Source organism: Microthrixaceae bacterium, assembly GCA_016702505.1.
GTDB lineage: Bacteria > Actinomycetota > Acidimicrobiia > Acidimicrobiales > Iamiaceae > Aquihabitans.
The window spans coordinates 103,764-118,668 of sequence record JADJDU010000009.1 but is presented as its reverse complement, the minus strand read 5'-3'; the positions used below and the strand labels follow the sequence as shown (position 1 = coordinate 118,668).

Annotated in this window: 13 protein-coding genes; 10 read left to right on the top strand and 3 right to left on the bottom strand. The window is 67.7% G+C overall.

Features of this window, described 5'->3' with window-relative positions:
- The first annotated feature begins 4 nt into the window (after nucleotides 1-4).
- From IPG97_10325 to IPG97_10290, 8 genes are all read left to right on the top strand, one after another.
- A complete protein-coding gene (locus tag IPG97_10325) occupies nucleotides 5-943 on the top strand; it encodes a DNA-directed RNA polymerase subunit alpha (GenBank protein MBK6856918.1) in 939 nt (312 codons plus the stop codon).
- Between the two features lies 1 nt (nucleotide 944).
- Nucleotides 945-1,298, top strand: coding sequence for a 50S ribosomal protein L17 (gene rplQ, locus IPG97_10320; GenBank protein ID MBK6856917.1), 354 nt, complete (start codon nucleotides 945-947; stop codon nucleotides 1,296-1,298).
- Between the two features lie 100 nt (nucleotides 1,299-1,398).
- Entirely contained in the window at nucleotides 1,399-2,322 is a 924-nt protein-coding gene (gene truA, locus IPG97_10315; protein MBK6856916.1) for a tRNA pseudouridine(38-40) synthase TruA, read from the top strand.
- The gene (gene rplM, locus IPG97_10310; GenBank protein ID MBK6856915.1) at nucleotides 2,280-2,969 is read left to right on the top strand and encodes a 50S ribosomal protein L13; all 690 of its coding nucleotides are present in this window, start codon (nucleotides 2,280-2,282) and stop codon (nucleotides 2,967-2,969) included. Before truA ends, rplM begins: the two co-directional genes overlap by 43 nt.
- An 11-nt stretch (nucleotides 2,970-2,980) precedes the next feature.
- Nucleotides 2,981-3,373 carry a 30S ribosomal protein S9 gene (rpsI, locus tag IPG97_10305; protein ID MBK6856914.1) on the top strand — a complete coding sequence of 131 codons (393 nt, stop codon included), beginning with the start codon at nucleotides 2,981-2,983 and terminating at the stop codon, nucleotides 3,371-3,373.
- Nucleotides 3,374-3,551: 178 nt separating this feature from the next.
- Entirely contained in the window at nucleotides 3,552-4,889 is a 1,338-nt protein-coding gene (gene glmM / locus IPG97_10300) for a phosphoglucosamine mutase (GenBank protein ID MBK6856913.1), read from the top strand.
- Between the two features lie 130 nt (nucleotides 4,890-5,019).
- Nucleotides 5,020-8,481 (top strand): SIS domain-containing protein, encoded by a 3,462-nt coding sequence (locus tag IPG97_10295; GenBank protein ID MBK6856912.1) that lies wholly within the window; start codon nucleotides 5,020-5,022, stop codon nucleotides 8,479-8,481.
- A 90-nt stretch (nucleotides 8,482-8,571) separates the two neighbouring features.
- Nucleotides 8,572-8,955 (top strand): holo-ACP synthase, encoded by a 384-nt coding sequence (locus tag IPG97_10290; GenBank protein MBK6856911.1) that lies wholly within the window; start codon nucleotides 8,572-8,574, stop codon nucleotides 8,953-8,955.
- A gap of 8 nt (nucleotides 8,956-8,963) precedes the next feature.
- On the opposite strand, the gene IPG97_10285 is transcribed toward IPG97_10290, so the two are convergent.
- Genes IPG97_10285 through IPG97_10275 form a run of 3 tightly spaced genes read right to left on the bottom strand, consistent with a single transcriptional unit; the run spans nucleotide 8,964 to nucleotide 10,855 of the window.
- Complete coding sequence (locus IPG97_10285; protein ID MBK6856910.1) at nucleotides 8,964-9,368, bottom strand: DUF2237 domain-containing protein; 405 nt, start codon at nucleotides 9,366-9,368, stop codon at nucleotides 8,964-8,966.
- A gap of 36 nt (nucleotides 9,369-9,404) precedes the next feature.
- Nucleotides 9,405-10,187, bottom strand: coding sequence for a class II aldolase/adducin family protein (locus tag IPG97_10280; protein ID MBK6856909.1), 783 nt, complete (start codon nucleotides 10,185-10,187; stop codon nucleotides 9,405-9,407).
- Complete coding sequence (locus IPG97_10275; GenBank protein MBK6856908.1) at nucleotides 10,184-10,855, bottom strand: HEAT repeat domain-containing protein; 672 nt, start codon at nucleotides 10,853-10,855, stop codon at nucleotides 10,184-10,186. Before IPG97_10275 ends, IPG97_10280 begins: the two co-directional genes overlap by 4 nt.
- 118 nt (nucleotides 10,856-10,973) lie before the next feature.
- Here IPG97_10275 and IPG97_10270 point away from each other — a divergent pair, with 118 nt between their 5' ends.
- Together IPG97_10270 and IPG97_10265 are read left to right on the top strand one after the other, a co-directional pair.
- Nucleotides 10,974-12,047 carry a PDZ domain-containing protein gene (locus IPG97_10270; protein ID MBK6856907.1) on the top strand — a complete coding sequence of 358 codons (1,074 nt, stop codon included), beginning with the start codon at nucleotides 10,974-10,976 and terminating at the stop codon, nucleotides 12,045-12,047.
- Between the two features lie 53 nt (nucleotides 12,048-12,100).
- The gene (locus IPG97_10265; protein MBK6856906.1) at nucleotides 12,101-14,731 is read left to right on the top strand and encodes a DivIVA domain-containing protein; all 2,631 of its coding nucleotides are present in this window, start codon (nucleotides 12,101-12,103) and stop codon (nucleotides 14,729-14,731) included.
- Nucleotides 14,732-14,905: the final 174 nt, after the last annotated feature.

Here is a 14,905-nt window from a genome sequence, read left to right as displayed (position 1 = left end):
TCACATGCTGGTCATTCAGCGTCCCACGGTCGAGCCCGTCGGCGAGGAGGAGAACAACCGTCAGCGTTTTTCGGTCAGCCCGCTCGAGCCCGGCTTCGGCCACACGCTCGGCAACTCGCTGCGCCGCACGCTGCTGTCGTCGATTCCCGGCGCCGCCATCACCAAGGTCCGGTTCGACGACGCTCTGCACGAGTTCGGCACGATCACCGGGGTCACAGAAGATGTCACCGACATCATCTTGAACCTCAAGGATCTGGTGCTCACGTCCGCCTCCGACGAGCCGGTCACCTTGCGCATCGACCTGCGCGGCCCGGCTGACGTCACTGGAGCAGACATCCAGACCACCTCCGACATCGAGGTGCTCAACACCGGTCAGCACCTGGCCACGCTCAACGAGAAGGGCCGTCTCGCTCTCGACCTCACCGTCGAGCGCGGCCGCGGCTACCTGTCGGCCGATCGTGACAAGGGCTCCAACACCATCGGGGAGATCCCGGTGGACGCCATCTTCTCGCCGGTGCGGCGTGTCACCTTCCAGGTGGAGCCCACCCGTGTCGAGATGGACACCAACTACGACCGCCTCATCCTCGACGTCGAGACCGACGGCTCCATCGCTCCCCGCGACGCCCTGGCCTCGGCCGGCGACACCTTGGCCAAGCTGGTCACCCTGGTTGCCGAGATGAGCGACGAACCGCCCACCCTCGAACTTGGTGAGACCAGCGCAGCCATGGCTGCCTCGCCCGAGCTCGAGACCCCCATCGAAGACCTCGATCTCTCCGAGCGTCCCCGCAACTGCCTCAAGCGCGCCCAGGTGAACACCGTCGGTGAGCTGCTGCGCAAGAGCGAGGATGATCTGCTGGCCATCACCAACTTCGGCCAGAAGTCCCTCGACGAGGTCATCGAGAAGCTGAACGAGCGGGGCCTGGCGCTCCGCGGGATGGAGTGACATGCCAGCCACCCCGAAGAAGGGCCGCCGTTTCGGCGGAGACTCGGCGCACCAGCGCCTGATGATGGCCAACCTGGTGTCTTCGCTGATCGCAGCCGAGGGCATCGTGACCACCGAGGCCAAGGCCAAGGCGCTGCGCCCGGTGGCCGAGAAGATGATCACCAAGGCCAAGAAGGGCGGCCTGCACAACCACCGCCAGGTGGTGGCCTACCTGAACGACAAGGAGATCGCGGCCAAGCTGTTCGACGAGGTCGGCCCCCGCTACGCCGACCGCAACGGCGGCTACACCCGCATCCTCAAGCTCGGTCCTCGTCACGGCGACAACGCCCCGATGGCCCGCATCGAACTGGTCTGATCGATAACGGTCCGTCCTGGATGGACAAGAACCTGTCGAAGAGGCCCGCCCCTGGGGCGGGCCTCTTCGCGTGCCTCCTGCCAGCTCCTATGGTCGTGCCATGACCCTGTTCGACCTGCCCGACATCACCGATGCCGAGGACGGGGAACCTGGGCCAGCCGTGGAGGGTGACGGGCCCGAGTCCATTGGGGCTCGGCGCGGTGAGGCGTTGCGGTCTGGGGCGGGTGGACCCGACGGAAGTGGACCGGTGGAGCGGGTCAGGCTGGTGGTCGCCTACGACGGTGCCGGCTTCCACGGCTTCGCCGTCAACCGGGGTGTGCGCACCGTGGGCGGCACACTGGTCGAGGCGCTGGTGAAGATCCTGGGCCACGAGGTCGAGATCACATGTGCGGGTCGTACCGACAAGGGGGTGCACGCCCGCGCTCAAGTGGTGACCTTCGACGCTGCCGCTGGCCGGGTCGATCCGGTGTTGGTCGGCAAGTCGCTGAACGCGTTGTGCGGCCCCGACATCTCGGTCAGCGATGTGTCGGTGGTGCCGTCGGAGTTCGATGCCCGCTTCTCGGCGATCGCTCGGCGATACAGGTACCGGGTGGTGAACCGTGCTGCCCCGGATCCGTTCCGGTCCCGCTACGCCTGGCACGTCGACGAGCCATTGTCTTGGCCGGCCCTGGTGATGGCCTGTGATCCACTCATCGGCGAGCACGACTTCTCGGCGTTCTGTCGAAGGCCCAAGCGCCGTGACGGGGAAGAGGCATCCCTGGTGCGTCGGGTCGTCTATGCCGGATGGGAACGTGTGGATGACGATGAGCTGCGCTTCGAGATCGAGGCCTCGAGCTTCTGTCACCAGATGGTTCGTTCGGTGGTGGGACTCTTGGTGGATGTTGGCCGTGGACGCCGCCGCCCCGGCGAGGTGCTGGAGATAATGCGTTCGCAGGACCGGGCTCGGGTGGGGAACCTGGCCCCACCTCAAGGGCTGACTCTATGGACGGTCCGCTATCCCGGGTGGAACTCGGGCCGGTCCTGAATGACCGTCGAACCGGTCGAGCAGGAGTGACGCCAGTCACACGTCTCGACCCCGGCAAACGTGCTATTTGCCTGCGATCGCTCGAACCTCCTACGCTCGTCCCTCGGCCCTGTGGTCCATCGGCGCTGACCCACTGGGTCGTGCAGCCACCCAGCCCCTCAGAGCCACCCGTCATCACGAGCCAAGGAACGCCCCGCGTGCCCACCTACACCCCCAAAGCCTCCGAGATCACCCGGGACTGGGTGATCATCGACGCCGACGGCCTCGTGCTGGGTCGCCTGGCCACCGAGGTGGCCCGCATCCTGCGCGGCAAGCACAAGCCCACATTCGCTCCGCACATGGACATGGGCGATCACGTCATCATCATCAACGCTGACAAGGTCGTCCTCACGTCCGGCAAGGCGGAGAAGAAGAAGATCTACCGCCACTCCGGCTACCCCGGTGGCATCAAGGAGCAGACCTTCGCGGATCTGCTCGATCGCAAGCCCGAGGAGGCCGTGCGCCGCTCGGTGCGGGGCATGTTGCCCCACAACCGTCTCGGCCGGGCCCAGCTCCGCAAGCTCAAGGTCTACGCCGGCCCCTCCCACCCCCACGCCGCTCAGCAGCCCAAGGTGCTCGAGCTCGACCACGCCCGCCGCAGCGCCTAGGAGCCCTTGCTGTGACCAAGCCCCTCGTGCAATCCACCGGCCGCCGCAAGGAAGCCGTCGCCCGTGCCCGCCTCCGCAACGGCGAAGGCAAGATCACCATCAACGGTCGTGAGGTTGAGGACTTCTTCCCTAACCCCACCCACCGGATGATCCTGTCCGAGCCGCTCCGTCTGACCGAGACCGAGGAAACCTACGACGTCGACGCCACCCTCCACGGTGGCGGCGTCAGTGGTCAGGCCGGCGCCTTGCGCCTGGCCATCGCCCGGGCCCTCATCGAGCTCGATCCCGAGCTGCGCACCCCTCTCAAGCGGGCCGGTTTCCTCACCCGGGACGACCGCAAGAAGGAGTCCAAGAAGTACGGCCTCAAGAAGGCCCGCAAGGCTCCCCAGTACTCCAAGCGTTGATCGGCGGCCGGCTGTTGCCGGCACCGGTACCGACCGCTGGCGTGTGCTCCCCACTACGGTGCGGGGGCCACGCCAGCGGCGCGTCCGGGTCCAGATGTCCGGGTCCCGTCGTGGACCAGGCCAGTTCCTCAGTCCGGCGGCTGGATGCCGCCCCGGTTGCACACGTCGAGGTTCCCTCATGTCGTTGAAGTTCGGTACCGACGGCGTCCGGGGCGTGGCCAACGTCGAGCTCACGCCGGAATTGGCCTTGTTGCTCGGGCGGTCGGCGGCTCGCGTGCTGGGCGGTGAGCGGTGGTGCATCGGCCGCGACACCCGCCGTTCGGGCCCGATGCTGGGAGCCGCGCTGGCCGCGGGCCTGGCTTCGGAGGGTGTGGACGTGATCGATCTCGGTGTGATCCCCACCCCAGGGGTGGCCCACGCATCGGCGGCGCTCGGGTGCCCTGCCGCCATGATCTCGGCGTCGCACAACCCGTTTGGGGACAATGGGATCAAGTTGTTCGCCGCCGGTGGCCGCAAGCTGTCCGATGAGGTCGAGGAAGCCCTGGAGTCGGAGTTGACGGTGCTGGGGGCCGGGGGAGATGCCCATGCCCGCCCGTCGGGCTCGGCTGTCGGTGATCTCGCCACCGATCTCGACAGCTTGGCCAGCTACCACCGTCACCTGACCACCACGGTGCTCGACGGCCGGGATCTGACCGGTTTGAGGGTGGTGGTCGACACCGCCAACGGAGCCGCGTCGCCGCTGGCGCTCGAGGTCTTTTCGAGCCTTGGGGTCGAGGTCACCGCGATCCACGATCAACCCGATGGCGTCAACATCAACGAGGGATGCGGCTCCACCCATCCTGGCGACCTCCAGGCCGCGGTGGTGGCTGCCGGCGCCGATGTCGGACTGGCCTTCGACGGCGACGCCGACCGGGTCCTGGCCGTCGACGCCAACGGAAACCTCGTCGACGGTGACGAGATAATCGGAATATGCGCCGTCGACCGCCACCAGCGAGGGATGCTCGCCCACTCGACGGTAGTGGTGACCGTGATGAGCAACCTCGGGTTCCGTCAGGGGATGGCGGCCAGGGGAATCACGGTGGTCGACACCGCGGTCGGTGACCGCTACGTGCTCGAAGAACTGGATCGGGGCGGGTTCGATCTTGGTGGTGAACAGTCCGGTCATGTCATTTTTCGGGACCTGGCCTCCACCGGCGACGGTCTGTTGACCGGCCTGTGCCTGCTGGACGTGGTCAAGCGGTCCGGACGGGCGCTGCACGAGTTGGCCGTCGACACCATGACCCGTTTGCCCCAGGTGCTGGTGAACGTTCGCACCGATCGACGAGATCCCCGGCTGATCGACAAGGTGGCCCCCGATGTGCGGGCGGCCGAGGCCGAGCTGGGCGACTCGGGCCGGGTGTTGCTGCGGGCCAGCGGCACCGAACCGCTGGTGAGGGTGATGGTCGAGGCTCCCACCGATGAACAGGCCCGTTCGGTGGCCGAGTCGTTGGCTGAGGCCGTTCGTCGGGCTGGATGACGCTCGGACCGAGGCCCTTTGTGGCGCCGCACGGGAACCGGCGACAGCCGGACCATTACCATGGTCCGGTTACCCAAACTGCCTCGGGTTCGCCTGACTCTGGGGCCTTCACCTTGTTTCGAGGATCTCCATGTGCGGCATCATCGCCGTTCTGCGCCGTCGCAGCGATCGTGTCCCTCCGACCACCGCCGAGCTCATCAGCCTGCTCGAGGGTGCAGCAGTCGACATCGGCTCGGCCTCAGACGATGACCTCCTCGGCGTCCTCGACGCGTGGGCCGTTCGGGTGGGAGAGGTCGATCGGATGCTGCGGGGAACCCCCGGGGTGCGGGCCCTGCTGGGTGACCACGGCCTGACCGCAGCGATAGATGAGCAGGTGACGGAGCTCTGGGACCTGCTGGAGCAGCGAGAGGCCCGACTCGACACCGACAGCTTCGGTTCCAAGGCCCTGGAGCAGGTCAACGCTGCGGTCATAAGTCTCAAGGACGCCCTGTGGGCCGTTCAGCGTGATCGCCTCCGGACCGCCCGGGCTGTGGCCGATCTGGCCGGTCCGACCCCGACGCGCGCTGCGATCGAAGCCTTCACCTCGGTGCAGGCCGCGCTGTCGGCGATCGACCGCCTCGAGGTTCGGGGCCGTGACTCGGCTGGGCTGAGCTTGTTGGTGAGGGGGCACGGCCTCGACCTCGATGACCCCACCGTGATGGCGTTGCTGGGATCTCGCAGCACCGATCCGTTGTTCACCGCCGGAGCGGTGCGGGTCACGCCCGAAGGCCACCTGAGCTTCGCCTACAAGGCCGCGGCCGAAATCGGTGAGTTGGGTGACAACACCACGGTGCTGCGTACCGCCATCCGAGACGACGCCCTGTTGGCCGCTGCGCTTCTGGCCGACTCCGCGGAGATGACGGTCCTGGGCCACACCCGGTGGGCGTCCATCGGCATCATCAGCCAGCCCAACGCCCACCCCATGAACTCCGACGAGCAGGGTCTGGCCACAGGTCCGTACGTCACTGCTGCTCTCAACGGCGACGTCGACAACTTCGCTGACCTGAAGGTGTCCGACGGGCTGCGTATCGCGGCCGAGATCACCAGCGATGCCAAGGTGATCCCCACGCTTGTGTCCCGTCGGGTCGCCGCCGGAGATTCTCCGGTGGAGGCGTTCCGCCAGTCGGTCCGCCGCTTCGACGGCTCGGTAGCCATCGCCGCCAACCTGTCGGCGTCGGGTGAACGGATCCAGCTGGCCCTGCGGGGTAGCGGTCAAGCCCTGTACGTCGGGTTGGACGACGACCTGTACGTGGTGGCCTCTGAGCCTTACGGCGTGGTCGAGGACGCCACCCGGTACCTGCGCCTCGACGGCGAGACCCCCGCCGATCCCGATGACCCAGCCGCCACTCGGGGCCAGGTGGTAGAGCTAGACGGTGGCCAGGCCGGAACCGTCGAGGGCATCACCCGCTTCGCCTACGACGGAACGCCACTGCCCGTCGAGGGTAGCGAACTGATCGACCCCGAGGTCACCACCCGAGACATCGATCGCGGCCCCTACCAGCACTTCTTGCTCAAGGAGATCGAAGAGGCGCCCAAGTCGTTCCGCAAGACGCTGCGGGGCAAGATCGTCACCGGTGACGATGGCCTGGCACGCTCTGTCCTCGGTCCCGACACGCTGCCGGATGCTGTTCGGGAAGACCTCCGGTCTGGAGCGATCTCGCGGGTCTTGGTGATCGGTCAAGGTACCGCCGCGGTGGCGGGCCAGAGCCTGGCCCGGACCCTGGCCGCGCAGGTGGCGTCGACTCCGGTTCGGGTTCAGGCGCTGCCGGCCACCGAGCTATCTGGCTTCTCGTTGCGATCGGACATGTCCGACACGTTGATCGTGGCAATAAGCCAATCCGGCACCACCACCGACACCAACCGAACCGTCGACCTGGTCCGCTCCCGTGGTGCTCGGGTGATCGCCATCGTGAACCGTCGATCCAGCGACCTCACCGACAAGAGCGACGGAGTGCTCTACACCTCCGACGGTCGAGACGTGGAGATGAGCGTGGCCTCCACCAAGGCCTTCTACTCCCAGATCGCGGCCGGGTTCCTGCTGGCGTCAGCCGTCGCCCAGGAGGTTCACCTCGACGGGGACGGTGCCGAGGACCGCAGTGACCTGCTGGTCGGCCTGCGCGAGATCCCCGCCCAGATGGAGGCCACCTTGGCCCGTCGACCCGAGATCGCCGAAGCGGCCAGGGAGTTCTGCCCATCCCGGCGGTACTGGGCCATCGTCGGTTCGGGCGCTAACCGGATCGCCGCCGAGGAGATCCGGATCAAGCTGTCCGAGCTCTGCTACAAGGCCATCGCCTCGGATGCCATCGAGGACAAGAAACACATCGATTTGTCGTCAGAGCCGTTGATCCTGGTGTGCGCAGCGGGGCTGATCGGGTCCAACGCCGACGACGTGGCCAAAGAGGTAGCCATCTACCGGGCCCACAAGGCCACCCCGGTGGTGATCGCCACCGAAGACGAAGACCGCTTCAGCGGTGCCCTGCGTGTTCTCACCGTGCCGTCGGTTCGACCGGAGCTGGCCTTCGTGTTGTCCACGGTGGTCGGGCACCTGTTCGGGTACGAGGCTGCCCTAGCCATCGACGCCCAGGCCCTGCCGTTGCGAGAAGCGCGTGGTGCCATAGAAGACGCGGTGTCGGGACCGTTGGGTGACGACGCCGACCGTCTGTTCTCCACCCTTCGCCCGGTGTTCGAACCAATCGCCCAGCGGTTCAACGACGGCCTGCGGTCGGGCGCCTACAACGGACATCTGGAGGCGGGCACTGCGGTTCGGCTGGCTGCCATGTTCCGCTATGCGACGGGGGTCGCCCCGCTGGACGCCTACCAGGTGGAGTTCGGTCGAGTCGGTACTCCGAGCGGTGTGATCGAGGATCTGACTCACGCCCTCACCGGAGCGATCGAGGAACTGACCCGTCCCGTCGATGCCATCAAGCATCAGGCCAAGACGGTGACGGTGGGGATCTCTCGCTCCGACGAGAGCCTGCTCGACGTGGCGCTGGTGGCCGCCGCGCTGAGCGCGGGGGCAGCTCGCGACCGGCTCAGCTACAAGTCGCTGCGCACCCTGGCCGGGCTGGACGCGGTGATCGACGAGGTGGTGGGTTACACCCGCTACCGCATCGAGGGAGACGTGGAGGACGATGCCAGCATCGTGGTGGTGGACCGTGGCGGAATCGCCCGGGACCTGCCGCTACGAACCGAGAAGAGCCCGCTTTTGCGGGGTACCAAGCACCGGGTGGCCACCGAACGGGAGGTGACCGTGGCGGTGGGTCGCAGCGATGGCCGGACCCTGGTGCTGATACCGGAGGTGAAGGGAAATCACTGCACCGGTATCACCTTGCTGCACGCCCGCTTCCACCCGCAGTTGCCCTCGGCTCGCATGCGGTCGGTGCTGGAGTCCTACCGCGGGCGTTACGCCGCGCTCAAGGACGCGGTCACCGAGACCGAACCCACCTTCCGTGATGACCTGTTGGGGGAGTTCCCGCCCATCGAGCTGCTCACCGTCCCAGTGAACGTGTTGGCCGACCGTTGGCGTTCTGGCGATGCCCCCACTCCTCGCTGACCCGTGGTCCTGATCGCGTTGGTGTTCATGGTGGCGGTGGTGATGATCGTGATCGCCTTCGTGAACAACCGGCGCGGGATCTGATCGACGATGGCGGTGATCGGGTGGGGTTTCGATCTGGTCGAGGTAGACCAGATGCGTCGAGCATTGACCCGGACACCATCGTTGGCGATCAGGTTGTTCACCGAGGCAGAACGGGCCTACGCCAACTCCACTCGGGACCCAGCCCAACGACTTGCCGTCAGGTTCGCGGCCAAGGAGGCGGTCATGAAGGCGCTCGGGGTGGGCCTTGGGGCCATCGACTGGCATGACGTGGAGGTGGTGCGGGCCGAGTCCGGGGCCCCGGATCTTGTCATCACTGGGCGCGCCGCCGAGCTTGGTCGGGCGGCCGGCGTGTATCGCTGGCTGTTGACGCTGACCCACACCGCGTCGACTGCGGGAGCCATGGTGGTGGCCGAGGGAGCGACCAGCTGACCAGCCTCCTATAGGTCGAGGTCGCGGGCGTCGGCGGGGACGTCAACTGCGTTCTCGGTCAGTGCGTGGAAGGGCACTATCTCCAACGCTCCCTGGTGGGTGGAGGCCAACACCACAGGCGCCGCCACTCCGTCGTGATAGGCCCTGAGCCAGTTGTGAGCGGTTACGCACCACCGGTCTCCGGGCACAAGCCCGGGGAAGTGGAACTGGGGGACGGGGGTGGACAGGTCGTTGCCGATGGAGCGTTGATGGGCCAAGAACTCCTCGGTCATCACCGCGCAGATGGTGTGGCTACCCAGGTCCCCGGGTCCGGTACTGCAGCAGCCGTCCCGGTAGAAACCGGTGACGGGGTCGGTGCCGCACTCCTCGAGCGGGCCGCCGAGCACGTTCTTTTCGGGATCTGGCTCAGGCATCGGGGCCATCATGGCGCGCCACGGTCGGCGGCGCTGTCAGTCGAAAAGGTCGGGTTCGGTGCGGGCGATGTCTTCCCACAGGGGCTGGAACGACAGCCAGCCGGCGTAGTGGCTGCCGGTCATCTCCCTGGTGTACCGGGCGTCTTCGGGGTCGATCAGGTGCGGTCGTCCGGCGGCCTCGGCCAGCAACTGGGCCTGACAGGACCGCTCCATGGTGATGAACCACCAGGCTGCCTCGTCGACGGTGTGGCCCACCGTGAAGTGCCCGTGGTTGCGATGGATGGCGGCCTTGTGCTCTCCGATGCCCTCGGCCAGAGCCCTTCCCCCGTCCTTCTCGAACACGACCCGACCGCCGCCTTCGTTGACGACCACGTGATCCTCGAAGAACACGCAGGCATCCTGGGTGATGGGATCCAGGGGGCGGCCGAGCGCGGACCAGGCCTTGCCGTGAACCGAGTGGGCGTGGGCGGCAGCCACGATGTCGGGCCTGGCATCGTGCACGGCGGCGTGGATGATGACCGCAGCCAGGTTGACGGGTCGGTCGCCGTGGACCACGGACCCGTCGGGCCCGATCAACAACAGATCCGACACCTTCACGTGACGGAAGTTCATGGCCAGTGGGTTGACCCAGAAATGGTCGGTCAGTTCGGGGTCCCTAGCGGTGATGTGGCCGGCGACTCCTTCGGAGAACCCGAGACGGCCGAAGATGCGCAGGGCCCCGGCCAGACGTTCCTGGCGGTGCCGGCGTTCGGCTTCGATCGAATCGAAGGTGGGTAGGGCAGCGAGACGGGGATGGGTGGGTGCAGGCGTAACGGTCACGGGGCCTCTCCGTGGTGTTCATGGTCGGGGGGTGGGGTGAGGAGGTCTTCAGCGGCTTGGCGGACCTGCCAGTCGCGGTCCTGGAGTGCCCGGTGCAGAGCCGCGTCGACCTCGTCGCCTTCGAACGGAGCCAGGGCGATCACCGCCCGTCGTCGTACCGTGGCCTTGTCTGTGGTGGCGGCCAGGATGGCCTGAAGTCCAGCCGGGTCACCGATGGAGCCGAGGGCGGCCACCGCCGACTCGCGCACCAGGGCGTCTTCGGCGTGGCGGGCCAGGTCGGCAAGGGCCGATACCGACCCCGGCTCGGGGTCGTGTAGTTCGCCCAGGGCCCACGCCACCACCTCTACGACGGTGGGGTCGGGGTCTTTCAGCAGGCGGACCAGACCGACGTCCGCGGCCACGCCCGCTCCACCCAGTTCGGCCACCAGTTCCGCGGCCCGGGACCGAACCAACGGTGACGGGTCGTCGAGCGCCTTGTCGAGGTCTACGCCGGTGAGGTGATGGCAACGGTTCAAGGCGCCCAGCGCGGTGGAGCGCACCGAATCGTCGACGTCGTGGAGCAACTCCCGGGCCGTTTCGTGATCTCCGCGGTGGCCGGCCACCGCCGCGGTACGACGACGGTGGGCCACCTCGGATTCGGGTAGGTGGGGGCTGGGCGTTGCGGTCAAGGGGTGCCCTCGGGCCGGAAACAGGCCCGTTCATCGTACCGAGGTCGCTGTCGGCTCGGGTCGCCGGCCGAGCCTGGCGACGAGGTCTTCGCCAGGGTGGCCCCTACGCTGGTCGACCGTGTCGTTGCTCCGGTCCTTTCGCTTCACCTGGTTGTGGTGGGTCGTGGGCCCGGCGGTGGCGGCTCTCACCGTGATGGTCATCACCTTGGCCGTCCGTCCGGTGCCCTACTACACGTTGTCACCGGGCTCGGCGTGGTCGGTGGAGCCGCTGGTGTCGATCACTTCGGCTCCCGACGGACCCGATCTCCACGACGAAGAGGTCACCGAGGACTTGTTCTTCCTCACCGTGTCGGTCCGCCAGCCCTTCGGAGCCGAGGTCATCTGGGCTCTGACCGACGACCGTATCGACGTACTCCAACAGGACCTCGTAGACGGGACCCAAACCCGCGAGGAGAACCGCCGTTTCAACCGGGCCCTGATGACCAGCGCCAAGGACAAGGCGGCCAAGGTGGCCATAGAGCGAGCTGGCATGGACGTGGGGGTCAGCACCACCGGCGCAGTGGTCATGGACGTCGGGCCGGAGTATCCGGCGGCCGAGGTGCTCACCCCCGGTGACACGATCGTCGGGGCCGACGGCCGGTCGGTGAAGTCCGGTCAGGACCTCGTCGATGTGATCGCCACCCACGAACCGGGCGAGGAGGTCGCTCTGGAAGTCGAACCCTTGGGGTCGACCCAGAGGCATGCGGTGAAGGCCAAGCTGGTCGCCCGTCCCGATGACGGGTCTCGCCCGATGTTGGGTGTCAGCCTGGAGAGCCGGCCCTCATACGACTTCCCGGTGAACGTGGAGATCGATGCCGGTGATGTGGGTGGACCGTCCGCGGGCTTGGCCTTCGCCCTGGCCATCTTGGACCGGCTGACGCCGGGCCAGCTCACCGGCGGAGCCCGAGTGGCGGTCACCGGCACCATGGAGTTGGACGGCACCGTCGGCCGGGTGGGCGGGGTGCGGCAGAAGCTGGAGGCCGCGGTCACAGCGGGAGCACGGATGATGCTGGTTCCGGTGGAGGAGGTGGCCGAGGCCAGTGAGGCAGCTGACGGGCGGATCGCGGTAAGGGGAGTGGCCACATTCGACGAGGCACTCGACATGATGGTCGAGCTGGGTGGAGATCCGGTGCCGGCCGCTGCGGCCAGCTGATCTCCTGGGGGGTTCCCCGATCCGCGACCGGCCCGGTCGTACCATCGGTGGTGATGCCTGCTGATCCGCCTGACCGCCCTGTCTTCGAACCTGACGCCGTAGCCGGTAAGTCCTTCACCCAGGCCCGGCGGGGTTACGAACCCGACGAGGTCCGGGCCTTCTTGCTGTCGGTGGCCTCTCAGATCCGTGACGCCAAGCTTCGTTACGAGGACATGGAGCGTCGCCTCGTAGAGGTCGAGCGTCGGGCCGCTGACCCCAAGGACCTGGACGAGACCGCGGTCACCCAGCTGCTGGGCGAGGAGACGGCGCGGGTGCTCGAGACGGCTCGCAACGCGGCCGCAGACATCCGCAATCGGGCCGAAGAGGCAGCGGCCAGTCGCGAGCAGGAGATCGCCGAGCGTGATCGGCTGACCCGTGAAGCGGCCGACCGCTACTCCGAACAGGTGCGTTCCGCGGCCGACGAGGCCGATCGCCGTTTGCGAGCCGATGCCGAGCGCTACGCCGAGGAGACCCGGGTTTCGGCCGAGACCGAGACCGCGGCGCAGCGCACCGCCGCCGACGAGTACGACCAGCGCATCAGGACCAGCGCCGATGCCGAGGTGGCCGAGCTTCGGGCGGTGGCCGCCGCCGAGGTGGAACGACTGCGGGCAGAGGCGGCATCGGTGCTCACCGAGCGCACGGCCGAAGCCGAGACGGCGGCGTCGGCCATCCTCGGGGAAGCCGATGGCTACAACACGCGGGTGCGGGCTGACGCAGACCGCTACAGCGAAGCCACCAGGGCAGCGGCCGACAGCTACCGCACCGACTCACAGGCCGCAGCCGATGCCGTCAAGGCCGAGGCGGCCGTGGAGGTAGAGCGCCTGTTGAGCGAAGCCACCGATGAGGCTCGCCGCATTCGCGAAGACGCGGTGACCGCGGCCGAGGCGCGGGCGGTTGCGGCCGACGCAGAGGCCGAGACAGTGGTGCAGGCGGCCAAAGACCAGGGCCGGACCATGGTGGAAGAGGCCCGGGGCTACCGCGAGCGGGTGATCGCCGATCTGGCTGACCGTAGGCGTAGCGCCCGGTCTCAGCTCGAGGATCTGGCGGCAACCCGCGACTCGTTGGCGGTGGCCCTGTCTGACGTAGAGGCCCAACTGGCAGCCTCGCGACGGCTGGTCGGAGACACCACCATCGACCTGTCTCTTCTAGGTGATGTGGCCACCGATCGGGCCGTGCTGGAAGCCTCTGACCCGGTGGACGACGCCGAACCCGGCCGGCCCGTGCCGGCCGAAGAGCCAAGGCCGTCGGTTGCCGATGCCGATGCCGATGCCGATGCCGATGCCGATGCCGATGCTGATGCCACCGTCTCGATGGAGCCGGAGCCAGAGCCGGAGCCGGACGTCGACGCTACGGAGTTGGCCGATGAGGTGACCTCGGCCGGGCCCGAGGTCGTGCTGGGAGATACTGATTCAGACGCTGGCGAGCTTGTCGATGCCGGGCCCGAGGCCGTTCCGGAGGTGGAAGACGTCCCGGATCGGGTGGCCAGTTCGGTCCCAAGCACCGAGGTCGTGCCCGGTCCCGAGATCGACCTCCCCGAGTCTCTCCCTGAGGCCCTTCCTGAGAACCTGGTGGAGGATCTCCCTGAGACGCTGCCGGAACCACTGCCCGAGGCCGACCTGTCAGATCCTGGCCTGCCCGAGGCGTTGCCAGAGGTCCTGCCCGAGCCCCTTGTCGAGGAGCTCGTGGTCGGCGACGACTCGTCGGCGGGCGATGAGTCCGAGGTGACAGAGACCGAGGACGGCGAGGTCCAGACCGTTGATCGTGAAGGTCGGATCGATGCTCTGTTTGCCCGCATCCGTGCTGACCGTATTGACGAGGACGACCCCGACAACCACTCGGACACCGAAACCACCGCCAACGGCACCGAGGTCACTGCCGACTACCCGGGCTCAGAGGGTGGGGACGGTGACGACTCGACCAGCCCCCACGCCTCCGTCGATCCCGCCGCAACCGCCGAACCCGTCGATGGCTCAGTTAGTGGCTCGGCCGAAGTCTCAGGCGGTGATGCCGACCTGCTCGACCGGCGCGATGCCGCGCTCCAGGAGGTGGAGCGACAGTTGGCCCGTCGCCTCAAGCGGGTACTGGCCGATGAACAGAACGAGACGCTCGACCTGCTGCGTCGGACCAAGGGCGAGCCTTCCGCAGACGAGGTGCTTCCCGCCGACGCCGACCATCACGAGCGTTACCGCGCCGCCGCCCTCGAAGACCTAGCCGCAGCAGAGCGGGTGGGAGCCGGGTTCTTCGGTGAGGAGCCGCAGCGTCGAGCCGACGTGTTCGATCTGGCTGGTGACGTCTCTGCCGAGATCCTCCGCCAGATAAGAGGTCAGCTCGAGAGGGCATTTGCCGATGGGGGAGACGACTACGAGGTCGGTGAGCGGATCCGAGCCTGCTATCGAGAGTGGAAGACCCAGCGAATCGCCGACACGTCGCGCCACTTCGTGATGGTCGCCTTCGCCCGGGGGGTGGCCGAGGCGGCCCCCGACGACACCGAGTTCCGTTGGCTGCTGGATGACGGCGACCAACCGTGCCCCGACTGCGATGACAATCGCCTGGGTGGCGCGGTCCGCAAGGGCTCGCCGTTTCCCACCGGGGACCTGTGCCCGCCGGCCCATCCGGGCTGTCGGTGCCTCGCCGTGCCGGTGTGACTCGGGCTGCATCGAGGTGGGAGTGGGGGGCCAACTCGTGGAGGCGTGGGACCGACCCGCGGTGAGGGCAGCCCGGAGCTGATCCAGGTTCGGGTCGATTCTGGGAATCGAAGTTTCTCGGTGCAAGCTCGCCGGCGCCGTGCCCGTCGCGATCACTGCCGCACGGGGCATCGG

Bases quoted from the DNA above. Each gene is read 5' to 3' on its own strand.
- IPG97_10265 (MBK6856906.1), top strand. From the start codon at position 12,101: ATGCCTGCTGATCCGCCTGACCGCCCTGTCTTCGAACCTGACGCCGTA.
- IPG97_10290 (MBK6856911.1), top strand. From the start codon at position 8,572: ATGGCGGTGATCGGGTGGGGTTTCGATCTGGTCGAGGTAGACCAGATG.
- rplM (MBK6856915.1), top strand. From the start codon at position 2,280: ATGGACGGTCCGCTATCCCGGGTGGAACTCGGGCCGGTCCTGAATGAC.
- rplQ (MBK6856917.1), top strand. From the start codon at position 945: ATGCCAGCCACCCCGAAGAAGGGCCGCCGTTTCGGCGGAGACTCGGCG.
- glmM (MBK6856913.1), top strand. From the start codon at position 3,552: ATGTCGTTGAAGTTCGGTACCGACGGCGTCCGGGGCGTGGCCAACGTC.
- IPG97_10325 (MBK6856918.1), top strand. From the start codon at position 5: ATGCTGGTCATTCAGCGTCCCACGGTCGAGCCCGTCGGCGAGGAGGAG.
- IPG97_10285 (MBK6856910.1), bottom strand. From the start codon at position 9,368: ATGCCTGAGCCAGATCCCGAAAAGAACGTGCTCGGCGGCCCGCTCGAG.
- IPG97_10295 (MBK6856912.1), top strand. From the start codon at position 5,020: ATGTGCGGCATCATCGCCGTTCTGCGCCGTCGCAGCGATCGTGTCCCT.
- truA (MBK6856916.1), top strand. From the start codon at position 1,399: ATGACCCTGTTCGACCTGCCCGACATCACCGATGCCGAGGACGGGGAA.